At 67.9% G+C, this 25,324-nt stretch carries 24 protein-coding genes; 13 read left to right on the forward strand and 11 right to left on the reverse strand.

Annotated features, from left to right (window positions below):
• Positions 1 to 827: Mrp/NBP35 family ATP-binding protein (locus tag K2Y03_RS09660; RefSeq protein WP_294090377.1), on the reverse strand; the 827-nt coding region annotated here is incomplete at its 3' end.
• A gap of 71 nt (positions 828 to 898) precedes the next feature.
• Here K2Y03_RS09660 and hflK point away from each other — a divergent pair.
• From hflK to K2Y03_RS09680, 4 genes are all read left to right on the forward strand, one after another.
• Complete coding sequence (hflK, locus tag K2Y03_RS09665) at positions 899 to 1,993, forward strand: protease modulator HflK (RefSeq protein ID WP_294090379.1); 1,095 nt, start codon at positions 899 to 901, stop codon at positions 1,991 to 1,993.
• Complete coding sequence (gene hflC, locus K2Y03_RS09670) at positions 1,993 to 2,862, forward strand: protease modulator HflC (protein ID WP_294090380.1); 870 nt, start codon at positions 1,993 to 1,995, stop codon at positions 2,860 to 2,862. Before hflK ends, hflC begins: the two co-directional genes overlap by 1 nt.
• 85 nt (positions 2,863 to 2,947) lie before the next feature.
• Positions 2,948 to 4,495, forward strand: a complete 1,548-nt coding sequence (locus tag K2Y03_RS09675) for a Do family serine endopeptidase (protein ID WP_294090381.1) — start codon at positions 2,948 to 2,950, stop codon at positions 4,493 to 4,495.
• A gap of 84 nt (positions 4,496 to 4,579) precedes the next feature.
• Positions 4,580 to 6,154: a helicase HerA-like domain-containing protein gene (locus tag K2Y03_RS09680; RefSeq protein WP_294090383.1), complete on the forward strand. Its 1,575-nt coding sequence runs from the start codon at positions 4,580 to 4,582 to the stop codon at positions 6,152 to 6,154.
• Positions 6,155 to 6,160: 6 nt separating this feature from the next.
• Here K2Y03_RS09680 and queF read toward each other — a convergent pair whose 3' ends face one another.
• Positions 6,161 to 6,616, reverse strand: a complete 456-nt coding sequence (gene queF / locus K2Y03_RS09685; protein ID WP_294090385.1) for a preQ(1) synthase — start codon at positions 6,614 to 6,616, stop codon at positions 6,161 to 6,163.
• Between the two features lie 100 nt (positions 6,617 to 6,716).
• Here queF and sseA point away from each other — a divergent pair, with 100 nt between their 5' ends.
• The 3 genes from sseA to K2Y03_RS09700 are packed head-to-tail and all read left to right on the forward strand — an operon-like array spanning position 6,717 to position 9,576.
• Positions 6,717 to 7,571, forward strand: coding sequence for a 3-mercaptopyruvate sulfurtransferase (gene sseA, locus K2Y03_RS09690; protein WP_294090387.1), 855 nt, complete (start codon positions 6,717 to 6,719; stop codon positions 7,569 to 7,571).
• Positions 7,511 to 8,755 (forward strand): cystathionine beta-lyase, encoded by a 1,245-nt coding sequence (gene metC / locus K2Y03_RS09695; protein WP_294090389.1) that lies wholly within the window; start codon positions 7,511 to 7,513, stop codon positions 8,753 to 8,755. The genes sseA and metC overlap by 61 nt, the downstream gene beginning before the upstream one ends.
• Positions 8,752 to 9,576, forward strand: coding sequence for a TorF family putative porin (locus tag K2Y03_RS09700; protein WP_294090391.1), 825 nt, complete (start codon positions 8,752 to 8,754; stop codon positions 9,574 to 9,576). The genes metC and K2Y03_RS09700 overlap by 4 nt, the downstream gene beginning before the upstream one ends.
• Positions 9,577 to 9,716: 140 nt before the next feature.
• Here K2Y03_RS09700 and K2Y03_RS09705 read toward each other — a convergent pair whose 3' ends face one another.
• The 4 genes from K2Y03_RS09705 to K2Y03_RS09720 are packed head-to-tail and all read right to left on the reverse strand — an operon-like array spanning position 9,717 to position 13,644.
• Positions 9,717 to 10,454 carry a peptidase gene (locus tag K2Y03_RS09705; RefSeq protein WP_294090393.1) on the reverse strand — a complete coding sequence of 246 codons (738 nt, stop codon included), beginning with the start codon at positions 10,452 to 10,454 and terminating at the stop codon, positions 9,717 to 9,719.
• An 18-nt stretch (positions 10,455 to 10,472) separates the two neighbouring features.
• Positions 10,473 to 11,273, reverse strand: a complete 801-nt coding sequence (locus tag K2Y03_RS09710) for a transglutaminase family protein (protein ID WP_294090395.1) — start codon at positions 11,271 to 11,273, stop codon at positions 10,473 to 10,475.
• Between the two features lie 4 nt (positions 11,274 to 11,277).
• Positions 11,278 to 12,219 (reverse strand): alpha-E domain-containing protein, encoded by a 942-nt coding sequence (locus K2Y03_RS09715; protein WP_294090397.1) that lies wholly within the window; start codon positions 12,217 to 12,219, stop codon positions 11,278 to 11,280.
• Positions 12,220 to 12,246: 27 nt separating this feature from the next.
• Positions 12,247 to 13,644, reverse strand: coding sequence for a circularly permuted type 2 ATP-grasp protein (locus tag K2Y03_RS09720; RefSeq protein ID WP_294090418.1), 1,398 nt, complete (start codon positions 13,642 to 13,644; stop codon positions 12,247 to 12,249).
• Between the two features lie 388 nt (positions 13,645 to 14,032).
• Here K2Y03_RS09720 and K2Y03_RS09725 point away from each other — a divergent pair, with 388 nt between their 5' ends.
• Genes K2Y03_RS09725 through K2Y03_RS09735 form a run of 3 tightly spaced genes read left to right on the forward strand, consistent with a single transcriptional unit; the run spans position 14,033 to position 19,800 of the window.
• Positions 14,033 to 15,133, forward strand: coding sequence for an efflux RND transporter periplasmic adaptor subunit (locus tag K2Y03_RS09725; RefSeq protein WP_294090399.1), 1,101 nt, complete (start codon positions 14,033 to 14,035; stop codon positions 15,131 to 15,133).
• A 3-nt stretch (positions 15,134 to 15,136) separates the two neighbouring features.
• Positions 15,137 to 18,316 carry an efflux RND transporter permease subunit gene (locus K2Y03_RS09730; RefSeq protein ID WP_294090401.1) on the forward strand — a complete coding sequence of 1,060 codons (3,180 nt, stop codon included), beginning with the start codon at positions 15,137 to 15,139 and terminating at the stop codon, positions 18,314 to 18,316.
• Positions 18,313 to 19,800 (forward strand): efflux transporter outer membrane subunit, encoded by a 1,488-nt coding sequence (locus K2Y03_RS09735; RefSeq protein ID WP_294090403.1) that lies wholly within the window; start codon positions 18,313 to 18,315, stop codon positions 19,798 to 19,800. The genes K2Y03_RS09730 and K2Y03_RS09735 overlap by 4 nt, the downstream gene beginning before the upstream one ends.
• 135 nt (positions 19,801 to 19,935) lie before the next feature.
• Here K2Y03_RS09735 and K2Y03_RS09740 read toward each other — a convergent pair whose 3' ends face one another.
• The 4 genes from K2Y03_RS09740 to K2Y03_RS09755 form a co-directional block, all read right to left on the reverse strand.
• On the reverse strand, positions 19,936 to 20,829 hold the full coding sequence (locus K2Y03_RS09740; RefSeq protein ID WP_294090405.1) for an alpha/beta fold hydrolase: 894 nt from the start codon (positions 20,827 to 20,829) through the stop codon (positions 19,936 to 19,938).
• A 67-nt stretch (positions 20,830 to 20,896) separates the two neighbouring features.
• Positions 20,897 to 21,796, reverse strand: a complete 900-nt coding sequence (locus K2Y03_RS09745; protein WP_294090420.1) for a pirin family protein — start codon at positions 21,794 to 21,796, stop codon at positions 20,897 to 20,899.
• Complete coding sequence (locus K2Y03_RS09750) at positions 21,787 to 22,233, reverse strand: NUDIX domain-containing protein (protein WP_294090407.1); 447 nt, start codon at positions 22,231 to 22,233, stop codon at positions 21,787 to 21,789. Before K2Y03_RS09750 ends, K2Y03_RS09745 begins: the two co-directional genes overlap by 10 nt.
• Positions 22,230 to 22,523, reverse strand: coding sequence for a BolA family transcriptional regulator (locus K2Y03_RS09755; RefSeq protein WP_294090409.1), 294 nt, complete (start codon positions 22,521 to 22,523; stop codon positions 22,230 to 22,232). The genes K2Y03_RS09750 and K2Y03_RS09755 overlap by 4 nt, the downstream gene beginning before the upstream one ends.
• 75 nt (positions 22,524 to 22,598) lie before the next feature.
• On the opposite strand from K2Y03_RS09755, the gene K2Y03_RS09760 reads away from it, so the two are divergent.
• Complete coding sequence (locus K2Y03_RS09760) at positions 22,599 to 23,165, forward strand: J domain-containing protein (protein WP_294090411.1); 567 nt, start codon at positions 22,599 to 22,601, stop codon at positions 23,163 to 23,165.
• A gap of 14 nt (positions 23,166 to 23,179) precedes the next feature.
• Here the strand turns inward: K2Y03_RS09760 and K2Y03_RS09765 are convergent, their stop codons facing one another.
• Positions 23,180 to 23,599, reverse strand: coding sequence for a VOC family protein (locus K2Y03_RS09765; protein WP_294090413.1), 420 nt, complete (start codon positions 23,597 to 23,599; stop codon positions 23,180 to 23,182).
• Positions 23,600 to 23,711: 112 nt separating this feature from the next.
• Between K2Y03_RS09765 and cobS the strand changes: the two genes are divergently transcribed.
• Positions 23,712 to 24,716, forward strand: coding sequence for a cobaltochelatase subunit CobS (gene cobS, locus K2Y03_RS09770; protein WP_294090414.1), 1,005 nt, complete (start codon positions 23,712 to 23,714; stop codon positions 24,714 to 24,716).
• Positions 24,717 to 24,889: 173 nt separating this feature from the next.
• Entirely contained in the window at positions 24,890 to 25,207 is a 318-nt protein-coding gene (locus K2Y03_RS09775; RefSeq protein WP_294090416.1) for a hypothetical protein, read from the forward strand.
• Positions 25,208 to 25,324: the final 117 nt, after the last annotated feature.

A 25,324-nucleotide genomic window follows, 5' to 3' on the forward strand; every position in this document is an offset into this window, starting at 1 on the left:
CCAAGGAACGGAATGTTCAGCGCCGCCGCCGCTGCCTGTGCCCCGCCCTGGCCGAACGGGTCCGACACCGCGCCGCACGCCGGGCAGCGATAGCCCGCCATATTCTCGATCAGGCCGATCAGCGGCACGCCTGCCTTTACGAACAGGTCGATCGCGCGGCGCGCGTCGATCAGCGCCAGGTCCTGCGGGGTCGACACGATCACGGCGCCGGCCGGGCGATATTTCTGCAGCATGCTCAGCTGCACGTCGCCGGTGCCCGGCGGCAGGTCGAGCACGATGATCTCGGCCGCGCCCCAATCGGCGTCGAGCAGCTGCGCCAGCGCCCCGGCCAGCATCGGCCCGCGCCAGGCAATCGCCTGTTCGGGCGCGACCAGCTGGCCCATCGACAGCAGCGGCACGCCGTGCGGCGTTTCCACCGGCAGCAGCACCTTCTCGCGCGCCTTGGGCCGGATGCCCGCGACCCCCATCAGCACCGGCTGCGAGGGGCCATGGATGTCGGCATCGACCAGCCCGACCCGCCGGCCCAGCCGGTGCAGCCCGATCGCCAGATTGGCGGCAACGGTCGACTTGCCGACGCCGCCCTTGCCACTGGCGACCGCGATGATGCGCCGCTTCACCCGCTCGCTGGTCAGCGCGATCTGCACCTCCGCCACCCCCGGCACGGCAAGCGCGGCGGCCCGCAGCTGCGCCTCGAGCGCGGCATGGGTGTCGGGGTGAAGGCCGGTGATGTCGAGGATCAGGCGGGCGCGGCCGCCCTCCAGCCGGGCGGAGACGCGGCCGGCGGCAATCGGGGCGAGATGCGCGACAAGGGTTTCGGTGCTGCTCATGCCGCCCGCTGATACGCATCGCCAACACGGTTGCCACTGTTTTTCCGCCACACGCCCCCTATAAAGGGGGTATGAGACTGTTCCCCGCGTTCCGATCGCGCATCTTCGACATGATGAACGACAAGCCGAAAAGCCCCTGGGGCGGCGATGATGACGGGCCGCGCAATCCCTGGTCGATGCCGCCGGGCGGCCGGCCGCCGCGCGGATCGAAGCCGACCGCGCTCGACGAATTCCTGCGCCGTGCCCGCGGCGGCGGTGGCCCCGGCGGGCCGGGCGGCGGCTTTGGCGGCCTGCCGGGCGGGCCGGCGATGCGCGGGCTGTGGATCGGCGGCGCGGTGGTCATCGTCGCGCTTTGGGTGCTGTTCACCAGCGTCCACCAGATCGCGCCGCAGCAGCGCGGGGTGGTTACCTTTTTCGGCCGTTATGCCGGCACGCTGGCGCCCGGCATCAACCTGACGCTGCCCGCCCCGATTGCGGCGGTGAAGCGGGTGGATGTCGAAAAGATCCGCGACATCTATTTCCCGGCCGCCGGTACGGGCCAGAATCTGGTGCTGACCGGCGATCAGAACATCGTCGACCTCAGCTACAAGGTCTCGTGGAACGTCAACAACCCGCAGGATTACAGCTTCGAACTGGCCGACCCGGACCAGACCGTCGCGGCCGTGGCCGAGGCCGCGATGCGCGCGGTGATGGCCACCGTCACGCTTGACGAGGCAATCGGCGCCGGCCGCGCGCAGATCGCCATCCGCGTGCGCACGCTGATGCAGCAGATTCTGAACGACTATCATTCGGGCGTCAGCGTCACCGGCGTCGACATCAACAATGCCGCCGCGCCCGAAAAGGTGCGCGACGATTTCAAGCTGGTGAGCGCCGCGCAGCAGGAGGCGCAGTCGAACCTCAACCGCGCGCGCAGCGCTGCCCAGCAGATCACCGCCCGCGCCGAGGCGGAGGCCAAGCAGTTCGACCTGGCCTATGAACAGTATAAACTCGCGCCCGACGTGACCCGCCGGCGCATGTATTATGAAACGATGGAAGCCGTGCTCGCCAAGCAGAACAAGGTCATTCTGGAGGCGCCCGGTGTCGCCCCCTATCTGCCGCTGCCGGGGATGACGCCACGCGCGCCCGAAGCCGATGTCGTCGTCTCGCCGCCGGGAGGGAAGCGCTGATGCCGCCCTTTTTCCGCTCCGCCATGGGTGCCGGCATCGCCGCGCTGCTGCTCCTCATTGTGCTCGCCTCCAGCTTCACGATCGTGCCGGAAACGTCGCAGGCGGTGATCCTGCGCTTCGAGCAGCCGGTGCGCACGGTGAATGTGTGGCGCCAGGGCCAGCCGCTGGGCGCAAGCGACGCCGGGCTGATCGCCAAGGTGCCGTTCTTCGACCGCGTCGTGCTGATCGACAAGCGCGTGTTGAGCGTTGATCTGTCGTCACAGCCCCTGCTCTCCACCGATCAGCTGCCGCTGGAGGTGGATGCCTTTGCCCGCTTCCGCATCGTCAACCCGTTGAAGGCGGTGGTGTCGACCGGCAGCACCGGCGCGACCGAAACTTTGGTGGGCGAACGCCTGCAACCGCTGCTGGGTACGGCGCTGCGCAACGAACTGGGCAAGCAGCCGTCGAGCGCATTGCTCAGCCCCGAGCGCGGGCGGGTGATGCTGAACATCCGCACCGCCCTGCAGCGCCGCGCCAGCGACTATGGCGTGCAGATCGTCGATGTGCGCATCCGCCATGCCGACCTGCCCGAGGGCACGCCGCTGGAAAGCGCGCTCGCCCGCATGGCCAGTGCGCGCCAGCAACAGGCCGCCGCGATCCGGGCGGAAGGGGAAAAGCAGGCACAGATCATCCGCGCCCAGGCCGATGCCAATGCCTCGCGCATCTATGCCGACAGTTTCAACAAGGACCCCGGCTTTTATGATTTCTATCGGGCGATGCAGTCCTATCGCGTCACCTTCAGCCAGGGCCAGGGCGAAACCCAGGTGATCCTGTCACCCAATGATGCCTATTTGAAACAGTTCAGCGGGCGCGGTGCCGCGCGGCCCTGAACCGGCGTTCATGTTCAATTGCCGTTCAGCCTGACTGGGCAAGACATCGCCCCGCTTGGTGCGCTTGATGAGGAAGGGACAGACAGTGCGTTACGCCTATGCGATTACCGGTGCCTTGCTGCTGGGCGGTGCCGCCGCAACGCTTGCCACGCAGGCGCCGGCCACGGCCGATGCGCAGACCGCGCAGAACGACCCACAGGCGATGTCGGCGATCGCGCCGCGCGCCGGCGCGCCGATGAGCTTTGCCGATCTGGTCGCCCGGCTCCAGCCGGCCGTGGTCAACATCTCCACCAAGCAGAGCGTGAAGGTGCAGCCGCAGCAGAACCCCTTTGCCGGCACGCCGTTTCAGGATTTCTTCAACCAGTTCGGCGGCGGTGGCGGCCAGGGCGATGCCCAGCCGCAGACGCGCCAGGCCCAGTCGCTCGGCTCGGGCTTCTTCGTCTCGGCCGATGGCTATATCGTCACCAACAACCATGTCGTGGCGCCGGGTGCGCGCGGCGCGACGGTTGAATCGATCACCGTCACGCTGCCCGACCGCAAGGAATATAAGGCGCGGCTGATCGGCCGCGACGTCGCGTCGGACCTGGCGCTGTTGAAGATCGATGGCGGCCCCTTCCCGTTCGTGCGCTTCGGCGATTCGACCAAGGCGCGGGTGGGCGACTGGATCATCGCGATCGGCAACCCGTTCGGCATCGGCTCCACGGTGACGGCGGGCATCATCTCGGCGCTGCACCGGGCAACGGGGCTGGGGCCGTATGACCGCTTCATCCAGACCGACGCGTCGATCAACCAGGGCAATTCGGGCGGGCCGATGTTCGACCTGCGCGGCGAGGTGATCGGCATCAATTCGCAGATTCTCAGCCCCTCAGGCGGCAATATCGGCATCGGCTTTGCCATTCCGGCCGAGCAGGCCAAGCCGATCATCGACACGCTGATGGCCGGCGGCACGGTGAAGCGGGGCTATCTGGGCGTCGGCATCCAGCCGCTGACCGAGGATATCGCCGCCGCGCTCAACCTGCCCAAGAACCGGGGCGAGCTGATCAGCCGCGTCGAACCCGCCGGCCCCGCCGACAAGGCCGGCGTGAAGCAGGGCGACGTGGTGGTGCGTGTGAACGGGCAGGACGTGACGCCGGACCAGACGCTGACCTATCTGGTCGGCGCGGTGAAGCCGGGCCAGCCGATCAAGCTCGACGTGGTGCGCGACGGCCGGCCGCTGGTGCTGACCGCGACTGCCGGCACGCGGCCCTCGGAAGAGGCGCTGAGCGCGGCGGTCGGCCAGGACGACGACAATGCCGTGCCCGACCGCGGCGACAACCAGACCGACCAGGCGATGACCAATACGCTGGGCCTGACGGTGACCGAGCTGACCGCGCAGATCCGCAACGCGCTGGGGCTGGACAGCACCGCACGCGGCGTGGTGATCACCTCGGTCGACGGCGCTGGCGACGCTGCGCAGAAGGGCCTGCGGCGGGGCGACCTGATCGTTTCGATCAATCGCCAGCCGGTGAACACGGTCGAGGATGTCGCCCGGCTGGTGAACGAGGCCAAGGCGCAGAATCGCGACGCGGTGCTGCTGTTCATCCAGCGCGGCCGCCAGCCGGGCGGCTTCATCGCGGTGCGGCTGAAGAAATAAGCCATCGCCCGGCGCGGGGGACTTTTACGGCTTCCCCCGCGCCGCGCATCATGCCTATCTTTCCCTGAAAACAGGAGGATCGGCATGGCGGGATCGATGTTCATCGGCGCGAAGTCGGGCGGCGGCAGCCCGCAGGCGATCGAGCTGAAACGCGCCAACCGGCACGGGCTGATCGCGGGCGCGACCGGCACCGGCAAGACGGTCACGATCCAGGGCATGATCGAGGGGTTTTCCGCCGTCGGCGTTCCCTGTTTTGTCGCCGACGTGAAGGGCGATCTGGCCGGCCTGTCCATGCCCGGCGCTGCCACCGCCAAGACGCATGAGATCTTCAAGGCGCGCGCCGCCGATATCGGCTATGCCGACTGGGCCTATGCGGCGGTGCCGGTGCAGCTTTGGGACCTGTTCGGCGAACAGGGCCACCCCATCCGCGCGACGATCAGCGAGATGGGGCCGGTGCTGCTCGCCCGGCTGCTCGACCTCAACGAAACCCAGGAAGGCGTGCTGACCATCGCCTTTCACGTCGCCGACAAGGAAGGGCTGCTGCTGCTCGACCTCGACGACCTGCAGGCGATGCTGGTCTATTGCGCCGACCACGCGGCAGACCTGACCGCGACCTATGGCAATGTCACTCGCCAGTCGGTCGGCACCATCCAGCGCGCGCTGCTCCAGCTGCGCTCGCAAGGCGGCGAGCATTTCTTCGGCGAGCCGGCGCTGACGCTGGCCGACTTCATCGCCACCGACGATGCCGGGCGCGGCGTGGTCAACATTCTCGCCGCCGACAAGTTGATGGCCAGCCCCAAGCTCTATGCCACTTTCCTGCTCTGGCTGATGAGCGAGCTGTTCGAGGAGCTGCCCGAGGTGGGCGACCCCGACAAGCCCAAGCTCGTCTTCTTCTTCGACGAGGCGCATCTGCTGTTCGACGAGGCGCCCAAGGCGCTGATCGACAAGATCGCGCAGGTGGTGCGGCTGATCCGGTCGAAGGGCGTGGGCATTTATTTCATCACCCAGAACCCGATCGACATTCCCCAGGATGTCGCCGGTCAGCTGGGCAACCGCGTGCAGCACGCGTTGCGCGCCTTCACGCCGCGTGACCAGGCAGCGGTGAAGTCGGCGGCGACCACCTTCCGTCCCAACCCGGAAATCGATGTCGAGACGGTCATCACCGAGCTGAAAGTGGGGGAGGCGCTGGTGTCGCTGCTGATGGCGGATGGCGCGCCGACGCCGGTCGAGCGCGTGCTGATCAAGCCGCCCTCATCGCGCGTGGGGCCGATTTCCCCGGAGGAGCGCAAGACCCTGGTCGAAACCGACGCGATCGGCGGCAAATATGACACGCTGGTCGACCGGGAATCGGCTGAGGAAGTGCTTGCCGCCAAGGCCGAACAGGCGGCCGCCGCCGCTGCCGAAGCACAGGCCGCTGATGACAGTGCCAAGGCCGAAGCCGCGCAGGCCAAGGAAGCGGCCCGCGCCGCCCGAGATTCGGTCTGGGGCAAGGTCGCAACCTCTGCCGCGCGCACCGCGACCAGCACCATCACCCGCCAGGTCGCCAACGAAGTCGCCAAGCAGGTGCTGGGCACCGGCAGCCGCCGCGGCAGCAACAGCAGCGGCGGGCTGGTCGGCCAGCTGGTGCGCGGGGTGCTGGGCGGCCTGTTCCGCAGCTAGCGGTCGTCAGCCGCGCCCGCGATAGCCGGGCACGCCCTGGTCGGGCAGCCACAGCCCCTCGGGCGGCGGGCCGGACTGCCAGAACACGTCGATCGGAATGCCGCCGCGCGGATACCAATAGCCGCCGATGCGCAGCCATAGCGGTGCCATTTCCGCCACCAGCCGTTCGGCGATGCCGACGGTGCAATCCTCGTGAAACGCCTGATGATTGCGGAACGCGCCCAGAAACAGCTTCAGCGACTTCGATTCGACGATCGTTTCTGCCGGCGCATAGTCGATCACCAGATGGGCAAAGTCCGGCTGGCCGGTCACCGGGCAGAGCGAGGTGAATTCGGGCGCGGTGAAACGCACCAGATAGGGCCGGCCGGGGCGCGGATTGGGCACATAGTCCAGCACCGCTTCTTCCGGGCTTTGCGGCAGCGGGCTGGTCTGGCCCAGATGGCGTGGGGTAAGCGCAGTCATGCCCGCCCCATAAGCGAAGCACGCGGCCGGCGCCACGCCCTTGCTCGACTCGCCCGCCGCCTGCGATTAGGAAAGAGGGCGCAACACGGAGATACGACCTATGGACGCTTTGGTGACGACCGACTGGCTGGCTGGCGAATTGCAGGCAAGCGACCTGAGGGTCGTCGACGCGACCTATTTCCTGGCCGAGCATGGCCGCGATGCGGCGGCCGAATATGACGCGGCGCATATTCCAGGCGCAGTGTTCATGGATCTGGCGGAAATCGCCGATCTGTCCTCCCCGCTGCCCAGCATGCTGCCGAGCCCCGAAAAATTCGCCAGCCGCATGCAGTCGCTGGGGCTGGGCGATGGCAGTCGCATCGTCCTGTACGACAATTCGCCGCTGCACACGGCGGCGCGCGCCTGGTGGATGCTGAAGGTGTTCGGCGCGCACGATGTTGCCATTCTCGATGGTGGCCTGGCCAAGTGGCAGGCGGAGGGGCGCGCGGTGGCCAGCGGCAAGGAAAGCCTGCGCCACCGCCACTTCACCGTCTGGGCCGATGATGCCCGCGTCCGCCGGCTGGACCAGATGAAGGCCAATCTGGACAGCAAGGCCGAACAGGTGGTGGACGCACGCAGCCCCGCGCGCTTCTCCGGCGAGGAACCCGATCCGCGCCCCGCGACCCATGCCGGGCACATCCCGGGCTCGGCCAACATCCATTATGCCACGCTGTTCAACGCCGATGGCACCTGGAAGCAGGGCGACGCGCTGAAGGCGGTGTTCGACGAGGCGGGGATCGACCTGGCCAAGCCCGTTGTCGCCACCTGCGGCTCCGGCATTACCGCCGCCGTGCTGGTGTTCGGTGCCCAGCTGCTGGGCAATACCGCCGCGCTCTATGACGGCGCCTGGGCCGAATGGGGCGCGGACCGCACCACGCCCAAGGCAATGGGAGCAGCCACGGTGCTGACCGCGTGACCAAGCAGCGGGGCGACCGGACCAGGGTCGTCACCGCCGGGCGCCGGGCCGAATGGACGCAAGGGGTGGTCAACCCGCCGGTGTGGCGGGCCTCGACCCATCTGTATGAGTCGGTTGCCGATCTGCGCGCGGCGGGCGGGCGCGACACGCACCACCGGCTGTTCTATGGCCGGCGTGGCGCGCCGACGCAGTGGTCGCTCGCCGACGCGCTGACCGAGCTGGAGCCGGGGGCGGAGGGGACGTTCCTCTATCCGTCGGGCGTGGCCGCCGTGGCGGCGGCGCTGCTCAGCGTGCTGCAGCCGGGCGACGAACTGCTCTGCGTCGATTCGGCCTATGATCCGACGCGCAGCCTGGCGACCGGGCTGCTGCGCCGGCTGGGGATCACCACCCGCTTTTACGATCCGCTGATCGGGGCGGACATTGCCGACCTGATCGGCCCGGCCACCCGCGCGATCCTGCTCGAAAGCCCGGGCAGCCTGACCTTCGAGGTGCAGGATGTGCCCGCCATCACCGCCGTCGCGCGCGCGCGCGGGCTGGTGACGTTGCTCGACAATAGCTGGGCAACGCCGCTGCTGTTCCCCGCGATCAGGAACGGCGTGGACCTGACCATCCTTGCCGGCACCAAATATGTCGGCGGCCATTCGGACGTGATGCTGGGCGCGGTCACTGCAGCGCCCGGGCATTTCGCCCGGCTGCGCGACACCAGCTTCCAGCTGGGCCAGGTCGCGAGCCCCGATGACGCCTGGCTGGCGGCGCGCGGCCTGCGCACCATGGCGCTGCGGCTGGCCGAACAGGGGCGCAGCGCGCTCGCCATCGCGCGCTGGCTGGAGCAGCAGCCGGAAGTGGCGCGCGTGCTCCACCCGGCGCTGCCCGGCAGCCCGGGGCATGCGACGTTCATGCGCGACTTTGCCGGGCCGGCCGGGCTGTTCGCCTTCGTGCTGAACGGGGGGGATGAGGCCGCGCGCGCGGCGCTGATCGACGGGCTGGAGCTGTTCGGCATCGGCTATAGCTGGGGCGGCTTTGAAAGCCTGGCGATCCCGGTTGATCCGGCGCGTTATCGCACCGCCACCAGCCCAGATTTCGCCGGGCCGCTGGTGCGCCTGTCGATCGGGCTGGAGGATAGCGACGATCTGATCGCCGATCTGGCGGCGGGCCTTGCCCGGTTCCGCGCGGTGCGGGGATGAGGTGGCGTGCCGCCGCGCCGCTGCTGCTGGCGCTGCCCCTGTTGGTCGCGGCACCCGCCGCCGCGCAGGACACCGCCCCGCCCAAGCCGGTGACGGTGGAAGGCGAGGTCCGCGTTCTCAGCGATTATCGCGCGCGCGGCATTTCCCGGTCGGACAATCAACCCTCGGCACAGCTTTCAGTGCTCGTCACCCATAATGCCAGCGGTATCTATGGCGGGGTGCTGGCCAGCCGGGTCGCGGGCTTTGGCGGCAGCGGTGGCGCGCCGGTGGAAATGCAGCTCTATGCCGGTATCCGCCGGCCGCTGGCGCAAGGCACGGTCGATGCGGGGCTGACCTGGTATCTCTATCCCGGCGGCGGCGGGCGCAGCGATTTCGTCGAGCTGACCGGCAGCTATGCCAACACCATCGGACCGCTGACGGTGACGGCGGGCCTCGCTTATGCGCCGCGCCAGCGCTCGCTGGGCAATTTTGCCGGCACGCCTGCCAGCCGGGGGCAGCGCCGTGACGCGCTCTACGTCTATACCGATGCCGAGTTCGGCGTGCCGGGCCGGCCGCTGTCGCTGCTCGGCCATGTCGGCCATGCGCGTGGCAGCGCGGGGCTGGGGCCGAACGGATTTTCGCTGACGCCGACGGGCGCCTATTGGGACTGGTCGCTCGGCGCGCGCTTCACCCGGCGGCGGCTGAGCTTGACCGTCCTCTATGTCGATACCGACATCACCCGCGCCGAGATTACCCCGCGCCTGCCCGCGTTCAGCGAGGGCGGGCGTGGCCCCGCGCTCAGCGGCGCAACCGGCACGGTGACGTTGGGCTGGCGGTTTTAGCGCGGCTTTCGCCTGATCGATGCGGCACCGGCCCGCTCCCCCACCCGGCCACCCAATGGCAGTATTTTATGGGTGGCCGGGTGGGGGAGCGGGCCGGCGCCGTCGCGGTTTCAGCCCGGCTGAAACCGGCGCACGAATGCTTACGCCCAATAAGGCGGGTCGGGAATCGCCGCGCGGGCATGCGCCAGCGCGACCGACCAGCGCGACGACAGATCGTGGAAATAGGCGTCGTCCTCGTCGATCCGCCGCTCGATTTCGGCCGAGCACATGCCGTCGCGCGCGGCCACCATGTCGATCGGCAGCCCGATCGCCAGGTTCGAACGCATCGCCGAATCGAACGATATCAGCGCGACCTTCAACGCCTCGCTGAGCGGTGTGTCGTAGCGCAGCGAGCGGTCGAGGATCGGCTTGCCATATTTATTCTCGCCAATCTGGAGATAGGGTGTGTCCGGCTGGCACTCGATCGCATTGCCCTGCGGATAGACCAGGAACAGCCGGGTCGGCTCGCCGCCGATCGAGCCGCCGACCAGGAAGGTGGTGTCGTAGCTGATGTCATCCTGCTGCAGCCCGGCCATCGCGTCGCGCGAGGCGCGGATCGCGCGGCCGGCGGCCAGCGCGGCGCTGAAAATATCGTCGACATTCTCGAGCGTTTCGGCCTCGCCCGTTTCCGGATTGAGCACGCCACGCGCCAGCCGCTGGAGCGCCGCCTGCGTCGTCGACAGCGAGCCCGCCGAGGCGATCACGATCAGCCTTTTGCCGTCATTCCCGAACACGCGCAGCTTGCGATAGATCGAAATGTCGTCAACGCCCGCATTGGTGCGCGTGTCGGCAATCATTGCCAGTCCTTCGCGCACCCTGATGCCAACACAATAGGTCATGTCCCGCTTCCGTCGCCTCTATTGCTGCCGCGCCGATGCCGCCGCATCGACCGTGACCGTCAGCGATTCCGCGCCGCCGCCACGCCGGGCGCCGCGCAGCGGTGCCGCGGTCAGATAGTCCAGCCCGATCGCGACGCGCAGATAATGATCGGTCGTGCAGATGCCATTGGCCGGGTCGAACGCCACCCAGCCCAGCCCTGGCACATGCGCTTCGGCCCAGGCATGGGCGGCTTCCTGCTGCGCGTCGCGGGCCAGATGGCCGGAAACATAGCGCGCCGGCACGCCCAGCTGGCGCGCGGCGGCAATGAAGATGTGCGCGAAATCCTGGCATACGCCGTGCCCGGCGGCGAGCGCGACGGCAGCGGGGGTGGCGGCGTCGGTCAGGCCCGGCTCGAAGCGCATTTCGTGATAGAGCGTCGCGCACAGCGCGTGCAGCGCGTCGAGCGCCGGTGCGTCGGCAAAGCGTGCGGCGAGCGCGGCGATGTCCGGCGATGGTTCGGTCAGCGGCGTGGCGCGCAGGAAGACCGCCGCCGGCAGGGGTTCCCTAGCCCGAACAACGCCCGCGCGATCCTCGATATCGGCCTCGCCGGTCACGCGGATCGCAATCGTCTCGACGGTGGTGCTGGCATAGAACATCGTCACCTGATTGCCGAACGCGTCGACGCTCTCGCGTAGCGTGCCGTCGGCGTCGATATCGACCCGCCACCGGATGATGTGTTGCCCGTCATGCGCCGATGGCGTCACCCGCAGCGCCTGCACGATATCGGCGGCGGGGTTCGCATAGCTGTAGCGGGTCAGATGATCGAGTCGCAGCCGCATGGCGTCAAAACAGATATTGCTCCCCGATCAGCATGCCCAGCCGGTTATTCTCGGCCAGGAAGTCCTGGATGGTTTCGTGCAGCCCGCGCTGGAACAGCGTGCCGATATCGACATCGCTCAGGCTGGTCGCGAGCTTCGCTGCCTGGCGATGGGCCGGGCCGCGCCGGCCGCTATGCGCGGCGAGCAGGTCGAGATAGCGCACCAGATCATGCGCGCAGGCCGCCAGCGAGCGCGGCACGCGCCGGTTGAGGATCAGCAGATCGGCGACCAGCCACGGCTTCAGGCTGTCGCGATACAGGTGGCGATAGGCGGTGAGCGCGGACACAGTGCGCAGGATCGTCGTCCACTGGAAATAGTCCAGACTGCCGCCCACCGGTTCGTCGCGCGGCAGCAGCAGGTGATATTTCACGTCGACCAGCCGGGCGGTGTTGTCCGCGCGTTCGATCGCGGCGCCCATGCGGATGAACCAATAGGCATCGTCGCGCAGCATCGTGCGGTGGGTCGCGCCATCGAAGGACAGCGCCGACGACTTGACCGATTCGAGCAGCCGGTTGAGTGTCGGGCGGTTTTCCAGCCGCGTGCCGAAGCGCTGAAGATCGAGCCAGGCGGTGTTGATCGCTTCCCATGTCTCGGCGGTCAGCGCGGTGCGCACCGCGCGCGCGTTGGTGCGGGCCTGTTCGATGCAGCTGCGCATCGACGAGGGATTGTCGGGGTCGAGCGACAGGAACTGGATCGCCGCACGCTCGCTCATTTCGCCGGCCTTCGCCTCGAACGGCACCAGCACCCCGGCGGCGGCCAGCGCGCCCGACCAGGCGCCGACATCGCCGCCATAGCTCGATGGCAGCGCCGCCAGCCGCAGCGTCGCGTCGATCAGGCGCGAGACGAAATCGGCACGCTCGATATGGCGCCCCGTCCAATAGAGCGCGCTGGCGGTGCGCGACAGCATCAGCACGCGCTCCGGGAAAAGCGGCGGTCAGTCATCGACCACCCAGGTATCCTTGGTGCCGCCGCCCTGGCTGGAATTCACCACCAGCGACCCTTCCTTCAGCGCGACCCGGGTCAGCCCGCCGGGCACGATCCGCGTGCCATGTGCACCGGTCAGCACGAACGGGCGCAGATCGACATGGCGCGGCGCGATGCCGCCATCGGCCAGCGTCGGGCAGGTCGACAGCGCCAGCGTGGGCTGGGCGATGAATTTTTCGGGCGCCGCGCGCAGCTTGTCGGCAAAGGCGGCGATTTCGGCGCGCGTCGCGTGCGGCCCGACCAGCATGCCATAGCCGCCCGAACCATCGACTTCCTTCACCACCAGCTCGGCGAGATTGTCGAGCACATAGGCGAGCGCGTCCGCCTCGCGGCAGCGCCAGGTCGGCACATTGTCGATCAGCGGGTCGGCGCCGGTATAGAAGCGCACGATTTCGGGCATGTAGCTGTAGATCGCCTTGTCATCGGCAATGCCGGTGCCGATCGCATTGGCGATGGTCAGGTTGCCGGCGGCGTGCGCGGCGATGATGCCAGGCACGCCCAGCATCGAGTCCGGCTTGAACACCAGCGGATCGAGATAGGCATCGTCGACCCGGCGATAGAGCACGTCGACCCGGCGTGGCCCCTCGGTCGTGCGCATGAACAGCACATCGTCCTTCACCACCAGATCGCCGCCCTCGACCAGTTCGACGCCCAGCTTGTCGGCCAGGAAGCTGTGCTCGTAATAGGCCGAATTGTGGAAGCCCGGCGTCAGCACCGCCACCGTCGGTTCGCCCCGGCAGCGCGGCGGCGCGACCGAGCGCAGCGTGGCGAGCAATGTCTCGGCATAGTCCTCCACCGGCGCCACGCGGTGACGCGCAAAAAGTTCGGGCGCCAGCCGCAGCATCACCTCGCGGTTTTCCAGCATGTACGAAACGCCAGAGGGCGTGCGGGCATTGTCCTCCAGCACATAGAAGGCGTCAGGCCCGGTGCGCACGATGTCGATGCCGGCGACATGGGTATAAACGCCGTGCGCCGGGCGCAGCGTGGTGGCGTGCAGGCAATATTGCGGGTTCTGCCTGACCAGGTCCTCTGGAATGATGCCCGCCTTCAGGATTTCACCCGCGCCATAGACATCGTTCAGAAACGCGTTCAGCGCGCCCACGCGCTGGATGAGGCCCGCTTCCAGCCGTTGCCATTCCCGGCGGGACAGGATGCGCGGCACGATGTCGAACGGGATCAGCCGCTCGCTGGCATCCGCGTCGCCATAAACCGCAAAGGTGATACCGATGCGGCGGAAAAACAGTTCCGCCTGCGCCCGGCGGGTGTGGAGCTGCTGGTCGGGTGTTTCGGCAAGCCATTCGGCGACATGGGCATAGACCTCGCGGATCAGCGAGCCATCGCCACGCATTTCGTCAAAGGCTGCGGCCAATAATCACACTCCCCCAATGCCATCAGTCTGCGCGCTGCACCGCACAAGCGCAAGGGGGTGTAACGATCGTGGCGCAACGCCGGCACCATTGGCGATGCCGCGCGTTTGCTCGGGTCGGCGGCGGTCACTGGCGCCGGCCCCATGCTTGCAAACGTTACCGCGATGGATCACTATGCGTCAGAAAACAAAGCCGAGTCGGCGCGATAACTGTTTGTGGGGCCGCGTGCCTGGTCCCTCCTTTCCGGGAGATAGGCGCATGCGGCAACCGCCCTTCGTTCGCTTGGCGTGTCTGGTTTCTGCCCTCAGCCCAGTTCTTGTCGTCGGCGGCTGCTCTTCGGGTGGCCCGCCGCCTGGCCCGCCGCCTACGGTGGTTACCGTTGCCGTGCCGCTGCAGCGCGATGTGGTGAACTGGGACGAGTATATCGGCCGGTTTGAAGCACCGCAGGATGTCGAGCTGCGGCCGCGCGCCTCGGGCGCGATCGACCAGATCCTGTTCGCGGACGGGCAGCGCGTGCAGCAGGGGCAGCCGCTGTTCATCATCGATCCGCGCCCCTATCGCGCCGCCTATGACCAGGCGCGCGCGCAGCTGGGCCGCGCGCAGGCGAGCGTGACCAACGCCGAAAGCGAACTGGCCCGCGCCAAGACACTGCTCGAATCGCAGGCAATCAGCCGTGAGGAATTCGAGACGCGCGAGGCCGCCGCCCGCACCGCCATTGCCGATCTGGCCGCCGCGCGCGCGCAGGTGCGCACCGCCGCGCTCAACCTTGGCTTCACGGTCGTGCGCGCGCCGATCTCCGGCCGGATTTCGGACCGGCGGGTGAGCCGTGGCAATCTGGTGCAGGATGGCCAGACGGTGCTGACGCGCATCGTTTCGATCGACCCGATCTGGTTCACCTTTGACGGTGCGGAAAGCTTCTACCTCAAATATCTGCGCGAGGATGCCAGCGGCGAGCGGCGCTCGTCGCGCGACGCGCCCAACCCCATCGAAATCCAGCTGGCCGATGAAACCGGCTTTCGCTGGAAGGGGCGGATGGCGTTTGTCGACAATGCGATCGACACCAATTCGGGCACCATCCGCGCCCATGCGGTGGTCGCCAACCCCACTGGATTCCTGACGCCGGGGCTGTTCGGCCGGGCGCGCCTGCTGGGCTCTGGCACCTATCGCGCGATGCTGGTGCCCGACGAAGCGATCCTGGCCGACCAGACACGCAAGCTGGTCTATGTGCTTGCGGCTGACAGCACGGTGGTACCGCGCCCGGTCGTCACCGGTCCGCCGGTCGAGGGGCTGCGGGTGGTGCGCGAGGGGCTGAAGCCCAGCGACAAGATCGTCATCAACGGCCTGACCCGCCTGCAGCCCGGCATGAAGGTGCAGGCGAACCTGACCAAGCTAACCCCGCGCGCGCCCGACACCGCGCCCGGCGCCCCCACCGTCACCACCCCGCCGTCTGCCGAAGCAAAGGCCAGCTAGGCGATGCGCTTCCCGCATTTCTTCATCGACCGGCCGATCTTCGCGGCGGTGCTCTCGGTGCTGATCATCGTGTTCGGCGCGGTTGCCTATCCGCTGTTGCCGGTCGCCCAATATCCCGACATCGCGCCGCCCACCGTGGTGGTGAACGCGAGCTTCCCCGGCGCGACCGCCGAAACGCTGGCCGAAACGGTTGCGGCGCCGCTGGAGGAATCGATCAACGGCGTCGAGAAGATGATTTACATGACCTCGTCGTCGACCGGCGACGGGGCATTGGCGATCACCATCACCTTTGCGCCAGGCACCAATGTCGACCAGGCGCAGGTGCTGGTGCAGAACCGCGTGGCGGAGGCGGTACCACGTCTGCCCGAGGAAACCCGCCAGATCGGCGTCACGGTGCGCAAGGATTCGCCTGACATCCTGTTGTGCACCACCTTGTTCTCGCCCGACAAATCGCTCAGCCAGCAATATATCTCCAACTATGCCACCACCCAGATCATCGACCGGCTGAAGCGGCTGAAGGGGGTGGGCGGTGCCCGCATCTTCGGCGCGCGCGACTATAATATGCGGGTGTGGATCGACCCCGATCTGGCGGCGGCGCGCAACCTGACGGTGGACGAGATCACCACTGCCGTGCGCGGGCAGAATGCACAGGTGGCGGTGGGCGCGGTCGGCCAGCCGCCGTTCAGCCAGGGCGGCACCGCTTTCCAGCTGGGGATCGAGACCAAGGGCCGGCTGAAAACGCCCGAGGAATTTGGCGACATCATCCTGAAGCGCGACACGCTGGGCCGGATGACAAGGCTGCGCGATGTCGCCCGCATCGAACTGGGCGCGCAGGATTACGGGATCAATCCGTTCTTCTCCAACCAGCCGACGACGGCGGTGTGCATCACCCAGCTGCCGGGTTCCAACGCGCTGGCGACGGCGGCGGCGGTGAAGGACGAGCTCGCCCAGTCGGCGCGCGCCTTTCCGGCCGGGCTGACCTATCGCATCCCCTACAACCCCACCGAATATATCGAGGCGTCGATCGAGGAAGTGCAGCGCACCTTGTTCGAGGCGCTGCTGCTGGTGTCGTTCGTGGTGCTGCTGTTCCTGCAGAGCTGGCGCGCGGCGCTGATCCCGATCATCGCGATTCCGGTGTCGCTGATCGGCTCGTTCGCGGTGCTCGCGGCGTTCGGCTTTTCGATCAACAACCTGTCGCTGTTCGGCATGGTGCTGGCGATCGGCATCGTCGTCGACGACGCGATCGTGGTGGTCGAGAATATCGAGCGGCTGATGGAGGAAAAGGGCCTAACCCCCCGCGCCGCCGCGCATGAGACGATGGATGAAGTCTCCGGCGCGCTGGTGGCGATTGCGCTGGTGCTGTGCGGGGTGTTCATCCCGACCAGCTTCATTCCGGGGATTTCCGGCCAGTTCTACAAACAGTTCGCGCTGACCATCGTGTCGGCAACCGCGATTTCTGCCTTTGTCTCGCTCACTTTGTCGCCGGCGATTGCCGCGCTGCTGCTGCGGCCCAAGCATGCAGCCGCACCCGCGACCGGCATTGCCGGGCTGGCCGGCCGCTTCGCGCGGGCGTTCAATGCGGGGTTCGACAGCCTCAGCCGGCGCTATGGCAAGTTCACTGCGCGGGCGGTGCGGGCGCTCGCGCTGATCGCGATCGTCTATGCCGGGCTGATCGCGCTGGCGGGCTGGCGCTTCACCGCGACGCCGACGGGCTTCATCCCGGCGCAGGATCAGGGCTATCTGATCGTCGCTGCCCAGCTGCCGCCGGGCGCTTCGCTTCAGCGCACCACCGACGTGCTGCGCCGTGCGCAGGAGATCGCGCTGAAGAACCCCGCCGCCGTGGCGACGGTGGCCTTTGCGGGGCTCGACGGCGCAACCTTCTCCAACCAGCCCAATACGGCCGCCATGTTCGTGGCGATGAAGCCGCACGACCAGCGCAAGGGCGCTGACGCGGTCGCCAACGAGCTGCGCCAGGCCTTTGCGCCGATTACCGATGGCGTGCTGCTGGTGATCCCGCCGCCGCCCGTGCGCGGCATCGGCACCGGTGGCGGCTGGAAGATGCTGATCGAGGACCGGCAGAACCAGGGCTATCAGGCGCTGGAGCAGGTGGCGTTCGCGATGATGATCCAGGCGAACCAGCAGCCGGGGATCGCGGCGTCCTTCACTACCTTCAACGCGCGCACGCCGCGCCTGTCGGCCGATATCGACCGTGAGCGTGCCGAGCAGCTGGGGGTGCCGGTGCAGAATGTGTTCGCTACGCTCGGCACGTATCTCGGCTCCACCTATATCAACGATTTCAACTTCCTGGGCCGCACCTATCGTGTGACGGCGCAGGCCGATGCCGGCCACCGCGACGACGTGTCGGATGTCGGCCGGCTGCGCACCCGCTCCGCTTCCGGCGCCACAGTGCCGCTCGATGCGCTGCTGACGCTGAAGAACGATGTCGGGCCGTACCGCGTCGTCCGCTACAATCTTTATCCCTCTGCCGAGCTGCAGGGGGATACCGCGCGGGGCTATTCCTCGGGCCAGAGTCTCGCCACCATGGCGGCGCTCGCCAAGCGCACGCTGCCGGCGGGGATGAGTTTTGAATGGACCGAGCTGGCCTATCAGCAGCAGCAGGCCGGCAATACCGGCGCGCTGGTGTTCGCGCTTGCGGTGCTGTTCGTCTTCCTGCTGCTCGCTGCCAATTATGAAAGCCTGGTGCTGCCTTTTGCCGTCATCCTGATCGTGCCGATGTGCCTGTTGGCGGCGATCCTGGGCGTCAATCTGATGGGGATGGACAACAACATCCTCACCCAGATCGGGCTGGTGGTGCTGATCGGGTTGGCTGCCAAGAACGCGATCCTGATCGTCGAGTTCGCCAAGCAGAATGAGGATGCGGGCATGGCGCTGCGCGAGGCGGCCGAACATGCCGCCGCCCAGCGCCTGCGCCCCATATTGATGACGTCGATCGCCTTCATCCTGGGCACGCTGCCGCTGGTGATCGGCACGGGGCCGGGGGCGGAGATGCGCCGGGCGCTGGGGGTGGCGGTGTTCTTCGGGATGATCGGCGTCACCAGCTTCGGGCTGGTGTTCACCCCCGCCTTCTACGTCATCAGCCGCAATCTGGGCGACTGGGCGAGCGCGAGGCTGCGCCGCAAGCCGGCGGCCGCGCCCGACCCGACCGTGGAGGCAGCGGAATGAGGCGCCTTGTCCCCATGCTTGCGCTGGCGCTGCCGCTCGCGGCCTGTGTCGTCGGCCCCAATTATGTGAAGCCCGCGCCGCCGATGCCGAGCGAGGCCAAGCTGCGCGAGGTGGAACGCGCGGCGCAGGCGCGAATCAGCGCGCAACCGCTGCCCGACCATTGGTGGCGGCTCTATAATGATCCCGAGCTTGACCGGCTGATCCGCGATGCGCTGGCTGCCAATACCGATCTGCGCGTGGCGGCCGCCAATCTGCTGCGCGCGCGGGCAGTGCTGATGGAGCAGCGCGGCGCGCGGCTGCCGACCTTCTCGCCTGGTGCTCAGGTAACGCGCCAGCAGGGCAACAGCGCCAATGCTGCCGCCTTTGGTGCGGCGAACGGCCCGCCACGCACTTTTCAGTTCGATTTGTTCCAGCTGAATTTCGACGCATCCTACGAAATCGATCTGTTCGGCGGTATCACCCGCGCGATCCAGGCCGGGCGCGGCGATGTGGAAGCGTCGGCCGCGCAGCTTGATGCGGCACGTGTGTCGGTGGCGGCGGAAACGGCGCGCGCCTATGTCACCGCCTGTGGCAATGCCGCGCAGCTAGCGGTCGCGCGCGAAACGGTGGACTTGCAGCGCAAGACGTCGGAGCTCACCAAGCGGCTGTTCGCGGCCGGGCGCGGCACCAGGCGCGATGTCGATCAGGCCGATGTGCTGCTCGCTCAGACCGAGGCGCTGGTGCCGGGGCTGGAGGCGGAACGGCGCGCCGCGCTTTATGCGCTGGCGACGCTGACCGGGCGGCCGGCGGAGCAGGTGGATGCCGCCGCCGATCGCTGCACCGCCATTCCGCAGATCGAACAGCCCATCCCCGTCGGCGATGGCGCGGCGCTGATTGCCCGCCGCCCCGATGTGCGCGCCGCCGAACGCACGCTGGCCGCCGACACCGCGCGGATCGGCGTCGCCGTGTCGCAGCTTTATCCGCGCATCCAGCTGCTGGGGCGGGTGGGCCTCAATGCCGTGCGCGGTAGCGAACTGTTTCAGCCGACCTCGGTCAATTATTCGGTCGGCCCGCTGATCTCTTGGACCTTCCCCAACCAGACGGTGGCGCGCGCGCGTATCCGCCAGGCCCGCGCGCAGAGCGAGGCGTCGCTCGCCCGCTTTGACGGTGCGGTGCTGACCGCGCTCAACGAAACCGAACAGGCGCTTGCCCGCTATGCCGGCGCGCTCGACCAGCGCGAGGCGCTTCGCCGCGCCGAACAGGCCAGCGCCAGCGCGGCGCGGGTGTCGCGGCTGCGCTTCGACAGCGGGCTCGACAATTTTCTGCAGTTGACCCAGTCGGAACGCGACCGCGCCAATGCCCGCGCCGCGCTGGCCCAGGCGGCTGCGGCTGTCGCCGTGGCGCAGGTCAGCCTGTTCCGCGCGCTGGGCGGCGGGTGGGAAGGGGCACCGACCCCCGCACGCCGCCTGCCCGATGGCGCGGCGCCCGCGCCGGCGAAGCAGTAGGGGGCTTTTCAGTTTTGTTGAGGCGGTGCCGGCCCGCTCCCCCACCCGGCCACCCAACGGCAGTATCTTGTGGGTGGCCGGGTGGGGGAGCGGGCAGGTGCGGCGACGGTTTCAGCTTTGCTGAAACCTTCCCGCTCAGCCCGCCAGCCAGCCCCGGATCGCGGCGTTCACCTCGGCCGGGGCTTCCCACGGCACGAAATGGCCGGCCTCTTCGATCTTTACCAGCGTCAGCTGCGGCACCAGCGGCTCCAGCCCGACAATCTGGCTGGGGCGCAAGGCGGTGTCGCCCATGCCCCAGATCACCAGCACCGGCATCTGCAGCGGCGGGAAGGGCGCGTCCAGAAACGCCGGACGCGGCGGGTTTTCATCCATCGCCGGCACCTGGATGGCGCTGGCGCGATACCAGTTGAACATCGCGGTCAGCGCGCCCGGCTGCGACCATTGGTCGACATAATGCGCGCGTTCCTCGGCCAGCTTCACCGGGTTGGCATGGCCGACAAAGGTCTTGTCGAAAAACGCCTCGGCGCCGATGTCGGCGACCATCGTGTCGATCGCCGTGTCGCGGAAGGCGCGGATATACTGGCTAGCGCGGCGCTGGTCGGGATCGTCGAACATCGTGCGCTGAAAGATCAGCGGATGCGGCGCGTTGAGGATGATCAGCCGCGCCACCCGGCCGGGGTGCTGCAGCGCTGCCATCCAGGCGACCGCGCCGCCCCAGTCATGCCCGACCAGCGTGAAGCGGTCCTTGCCGAAATGGTCGGCCAGCGCGAGCGCATCGGCGACGATCTTGTCGGCGGTGTAATTCTCCACCCCGTCGGGTTTCGACGACCGCGCATAGCCGCGCTGGTCGGGTGCGATGACGAAATGGTCGCGCGCGAATTCGGGGATCTGGTGGCGCCAGGTGCGGTGCGATTCGGGAAAGCCATGCAGCATCAGCATCGCGGGCGCGGCCGGATCGCCGGCCGTGACCACGTCCAGCTCCACACCCGTGGGCAGCGCCACGCGGGTCCGCGTCATTTCGTCAAGCATCGCATCCTCCTGTCGCTTTTGCGGGAGAGTAGACAGGAATCGGGGCAGCGCCGCAACCGGCATGCGGTCAATGGCTGCGGGTCAGCGGCACCTCGGGAATGGGGATGAATTCGGCCTCGTCGCCCGGCACTTTCGGAAACGCGCCGGCCTTCCACGCGGCCTTTGCCGCCTCGATCCGCTCGGCCGAGGAGCTGACGAAGTTCCACCACACATGGCGCGGGGTGGCAAAGGCTTCGCCCCCGCACAGCATCGCGCGGCCGCCATGTGTGCTGGTGAGCGTGGCGGAAATGCCGGGACGCAGCACATAGAGCGTCTGCGGTGACAGCGGCACGCCATCCAGTTCCGCCTCGCCATAGGCCACATACAGCGCGCGTTCGTCGGCTTCCGGGTCGATCGGCACGCGGGCGCCGGCGTCGAGCGCGATATCGGCATAGATGGTGTGGGCATAGGTGGTGGTCGGCGCGGTTTCGCCCCACAGCGTGCCCATGATGATGCGCGCCTGCGCCCCGTGCGCCGCGATCACCGGCAACGCATCCGGCACGCGCTGCTCGAAAGCGGGGGCCATTTCCTCGTCACGCTCGGGCAGCGCGAGCCAAGTCTGGATGCCGGAGAGCGCCGGGCCGGCGGCGCGCTCGGCGGCCGGCGAGCGTTCGCTGTGGACGATGCCGGTCCCCGCCGTCATCAGGTTCACGGCGCCCGGCGCGATCACCACATGGCTGCCGATCGAATCGCGATGCTCGATCGCGCCGGCAAACAGATAGGTGACGGTTGCCAGATTGATGTGCGGGTGCGGCCGCACGTCGATGCCACCCCCCACGGCCAGCTGCGCCGGCCCCATCTGATCAAAGAAGATGAACGGCCCGACCATGGTGCGCGGGCGCGAGGGGAGCACGCGGTGCACCCTGAACCCGCCCAGATCGTGGCTGGTGGCGTTGAGCGTCAGCAGCACCGCGTCGTTCATGCCGATATCTCCGCATGGCTGGCGACCAGTTCGGCCAGGTCGTCCGGATAGAAGATTTCGTCGTGGCGGGCCAGATCGTCCGCCGTGAACCAGCGCCAGCTGCGCATCACCCGCTGTTCCAGCGCGGTATGGCCGCCGGTGTCGATGCGGTCGGTTGCCGAGCGGACCACGAAATAGCGTTCGTCCGCGCTCACTGCCACGCCTTCGATCGTGGTGAAATCGACGAGCTTGCGCGCCACTTCCTCGCCGGGGTCGGCATCGATGCCGGTTTCCTCCAGCAATTCGCGCCGCGCGGCGGCGGGATAGCTTTCGCCCGACTCCAACGCCCCGCCGGGCGGGCACCAGAAGGGCGGCCGGTCATGCGCGGTGAAGCGGAACATCAGCACGCGCCCTGCCGGGTCGATCAGCAGGATGCGCGCGGCAGGGCGGGGCTGGCGGCTCATGCCTCGCCGGGCGCCCAGGCGCGGATGGCAAGCGCATGCACGCGCCCGCCCACCATCTCGCCCAGCGCCTGGTTCACCAGCCGCTGCCGCGCGAGCCGCGCAAGTCCGGCAAAGGCGGCGCTTTCCACCTCAACGGTGAAATGCGATTCACCCGATCCGTCGTCGCCCATATGCCCGGCATGGTGCGCGCTGTCGTTGATGACGCGCAACTGGCTGGGCGACAGCGCCTGGGTCAGGCGCTCGGCAATTTCGGTGGCAACGGGGCCGGGGGTGCTGGTGCTGGATGTCATGCTTTCTATATAGACGCTTTCGCGCGAACGGGGAGCGGATTGTCCACACAGGATCATGATCGGCGGGGCCGCCCGATGCGCTTTCACGGGCGCGTGGAGGGCGCGGGCGTCACTTGCATGGCGCCGGGTTGCACCGAGCCGGGCGAGTTTCGTGCGCCGCCCGCCGAAGGCGCGCGCCACGACGGGCCGCCTGCCTATCGCTGGTTCTGCCTGGACCATGTCCGCGAGTTCAACGCGCGCTATAACTTTTTTGCCGGGATGAGCGCGGAGGAAATCAGCGCCGCGCAGCGCCCCTATGCCGGGTGGGAGCGCGAGACGCGCGCCTTTGCCGCCAATGGCGCCGACCGGCCGCCGATCTGGACCGATTTTGCCGATCCGCTGGAGGCCATCTCTGCGCGGTTTCAGGCAGCCCGCCCCGCCCAGCGCGCCGATGGCCGGCCCCTGTCCGACGCAGACCGGCGCGCGCTGAAGACGCTGGGGCTCGCCATCGATGCCGACCGCCGGGCGCTGCGCCAGCGTTACTCCGAACTGGTCCGCCAATATCACCCCGATCGCAACGGCGGCGATCGCAGCCACGAGGGCCGGCTGCAATCGGTGATTGCGGCCTATCAGGCGCTGCGCAAGTCGCCGGCCTTTGCCTGATAGGGCGACGCCGCTCAGCCTCCCTTGATGGCGGCGCCGATCGACCAGGTGAAGCCGAACGGATCGGTCACATGGCCATAGCGATCGCCCCAGAACATGTCCGCCAGTGGCATGGTAACCTGCGCGCCGGCCGCCGCTGCCCGGGCGAACCAGGCATCGGCATCATCGACCTGCAGATGCAGCACCATGGCCTCGGGCGCGCCGCTGGGCCGGCCGCCGCGCATTTCGGGGAAATCGTCGTTCAGCATCAGTGACGCCCCGTTGATCAGCAGATGGGCATGGAGCAGCCGCTTGCCATCGTCGGCGGTCATCCGCCGCTGCTCCTGTGCGCCGAACGCACGGACATAGAAATCAACGGCTTCCGCAGCGCGCCCGTCGCGGATGCAGATATGCGGCGTCAGCCCTGCGGCCGGGCCTTGAGGTGCTTCGGTCATCCGCTTTTTCTCCATCCGAGTCGAAGGCCGGCAGTGTAGCAGGGTGTGCGAACCATCTCGACTTTGGCGGCGGCGACCGGCTAGGGGGGAGGAGCATCGATAAGGCAGAGTGATGAGCAACCTTCCCAATATCCAGCCAGACAGCCGCGCGACCACGATTCTGGAAGCCCCCGACCGCAAGGTGAGCGTGCGCGACCTGTTCGGCATCGATGTCGATATGGAATGCCCCGCCTTCAGCGAGGCGGACGAGCGCGTGCCCGATCTCGACCCCGCTTATGTGTTCGACCCCGACACCACGCTCGCCATTCTGGCCGGTTTTGCTCATAACCGCCGCGTGATGGTGCAGGGCTATCACGGCACCGGCAAATCGACGCATATCGAGCAGGTGGCGGCACGGCTGAACTGGCCGTGCATCCGCATCAATCTCGACGCGCATATCAGCCGCATCGACCTGATCGGGCGCGACGCGATCGTGCTGAAGGATGGGCAGCAGATCACCGAGTTTCGCGAAGGCCTGCTCCCCTGGGCGCTGCAGACGCCGACGGCGCTCGTGTTCGACGAATATGATGCCGGCCGGCCCGACGTGATGTTCGTCATTCAGCGCGTGCTGGAAACCGAAGGCAAGCTCACCCTGCTCGACCAGAACCGCGTGATCCGCCCCAATCCGTGGTTCCGGCTGTTCTCCACCGCCAACACGGTCGGCCTGGGCGATACCAGCGGGCTGTACCATGGCACGCAACAGATCAACCAGGGCCAGATGGACCGCTGGAACATCGTCGTGACGCTCAACTATCTGCCGGCCGCGACCGAGGCGCAGATCGTGCTCGCCAAATCCGGCGAATATGACCAGCCACAGGGCAAGCAGACCGTCGACAATATGGTGCGGGTGGCAGATCTGACACGGCGCGGCTTCATCAATGGCGATATCTCCACGGTGATGAGCCCGCGCACGGTGATCAGCTGGGCGCAGAACGCACTCATCTTCAAGGATGTAGGCTTTGCCTTCCGCGTCTCGTTCCTCAACAAGTGCGACGAAGCGGAACGCGCGCTGGTGGCCGAATATTATCAGCGGGTGTTCGGCGTCGACCTGCCGGAGAGCGTCGCGTCAAAGGCCTGATCGGCGTTCGTCTTTACCGCGAGGCATGACGACGTATCCGTTACGATAACATGGCTTGACGGCGGGGCGGACAGCTGACCGGCGTAAACGAACTGTCATTGCCTTCGTCCAGCTTTGCTTGGCCGGTAGATGCGGGCGTGCACCGCCGTGCCGGTCTTTCAAGGAGAGAGACGATGTTCGTGCGCAAACTGATCATTTCGGCGGCCGCCCTGGCGGCGCTTGCCCCCGGTGCGGCTTTGGCCCGGTCCTCGTCGTTCGTCAGCAGCATCGCGTCGAGCGGACCGGGTGGCGAGTTCGTATCGATCACGGCTGACACCAGCGGCAACGGGCAGGTCTCGGGCCAGTCCTCCACTCGCAACCTGTCGGTATCGCTCAGCGGCCCGGGCACCGTTAGCGCAAGCACCGGTACCACGCCGCGCCCGGTTTCGGTGGCGGACGTGCTGCAGGGGCTGCGGGCGCGGCTGTTCGGGTGGCGCGGCGGTCAGCGCTAACGCCGGGCTGTCGAGACGGGGCGCGGCGCCCGGCGCCGCGCCTCGACCAGCGCGCCGGCCGCCAGCAGGAACAGGATCGGGGTGAGCGCATAGCGGTGCCGCTCGCCAAATTCGAAC

The organism is Sphingomonas sp., from assembly GCF_019746015.1.
Taxonomy (GTDB): domain Bacteria; phylum Pseudomonadota; class Alphaproteobacteria; order Sphingomonadales; family Sphingomonadaceae; genus Sphingomonas.

Bases quoted from the DNA above. Each gene is read 5' to 3' on its own strand.
- queF (WP_294090385.1), bottom strand. From the start codon at position 6,616: ATGACTGCGCTTACCCCACGCCATCTGGGCCAGACCAGCCCGCTGCCG.
- metC (WP_294090389.1), top strand. From the start codon at position 7,511: ATGGGGCGCGGACCGCACCACGCCCAAGGCAATGGGAGCAGCCACGGT.
- sseA (WP_294090387.1), top strand. From the start codon at position 6,717: ATGGACGCTTTGGTGACGACCGACTGGCTGGCTGGCGAATTGCAGGCA.
- K2Y03_RS09755 (WP_294090409.1), bottom strand. From the start codon at position 22,523: ATGACATCCAGCACCAGCACCCCCGGCCCCGTTGCCACCGAAATTGCC.
- K2Y03_RS09705 (WP_294090393.1), bottom strand. From the start codon at position 10,454: ATGACCTATTGTGTTGGCATCAGGGTGCGCGAAGGACTGGCAATGATT.
- K2Y03_RS09710 (WP_294090395.1), bottom strand. From the start codon at position 11,273: ATGCGGCTGCGACTCGATCATCTGACCCGCTACAGCTATGCGAACCCC.
- K2Y03_RS09740 (WP_294090405.1), bottom strand. From the start codon at position 20,829: ATGCTTGACGAAATGACGCGGACCCGCGTGGCGCTGCCCACGGGTGTG.
- hflK (WP_294090379.1), top strand. From the start codon at position 899: ATGAGACTGTTCCCCGCGTTCCGATCGCGCATCTTCGACATGATGAAC.
- K2Y03_RS09765 (WP_294090413.1), bottom strand. From the start codon at position 23,599: ATGACCGAAGCACCTCAAGGCCCGGCCGCAGGGCTGACGCCGCATATC.
- K2Y03_RS09715 (WP_294090397.1), bottom strand. From the start codon at position 12,219: ATGCTGTCGCGCACCGCCAGCGCGCTCTATTGGACGGGGCGCCATATC.
- K2Y03_RS09735 (WP_294090403.1), top strand. From the start codon at position 18,313: ATGAGGCGCCTTGTCCCCATGCTTGCGCTGGCGCTGCCGCTCGCGGCC.
- K2Y03_RS09760 (WP_294090411.1), top strand. From the start codon at position 22,599: ATGCGCTTTCACGGGCGCGTGGAGGGCGCGGGCGTCACTTGCATGGCG.
- K2Y03_RS09680 (WP_294090383.1), top strand. From the start codon at position 4,580: ATGGCGGGATCGATGTTCATCGGCGCGAAGTCGGGCGGCGGCAGCCCG.
- K2Y03_RS09720 (WP_294090418.1), bottom strand. From the start codon at position 13,644: ATGCGTGGCGATGGCTCGCTGATCCGCGAGGTCTATGCCCATGTCGCC.
- K2Y03_RS09700 (WP_294090391.1), top strand. From the start codon at position 8,752: ATGAGGTGGCGTGCCGCCGCGCCGCTGCTGCTGGCGCTGCCCCTGTTG.
- cobS (WP_294090414.1), top strand. From the start codon at position 23,712: ATGAGCAACCTTCCCAATATCCAGCCAGACAGCCGCGCGACCACGATT.
- K2Y03_RS09775 (WP_294090416.1), top strand. From the start codon at position 24,890: ATGTTCGTGCGCAAACTGATCATTTCGGCGGCCGCCCTGGCGGCGCTT.
- hflC (WP_294090380.1), top strand. From the start codon at position 1,993: ATGCCGCCCTTTTTCCGCTCCGCCATGGGTGCCGGCATCGCCGCGCTG.
- K2Y03_RS09730 (WP_294090401.1), top strand. From the start codon at position 15,137: ATGCGCTTCCCGCATTTCTTCATCGACCGGCCGATCTTCGCGGCGGTG.
- K2Y03_RS09750 (WP_294090407.1), bottom strand. From the start codon at position 22,233: ATGAGCCGCCAGCCCCGCCCTGCCGCGCGCATCCTGCTGATCGACCCG.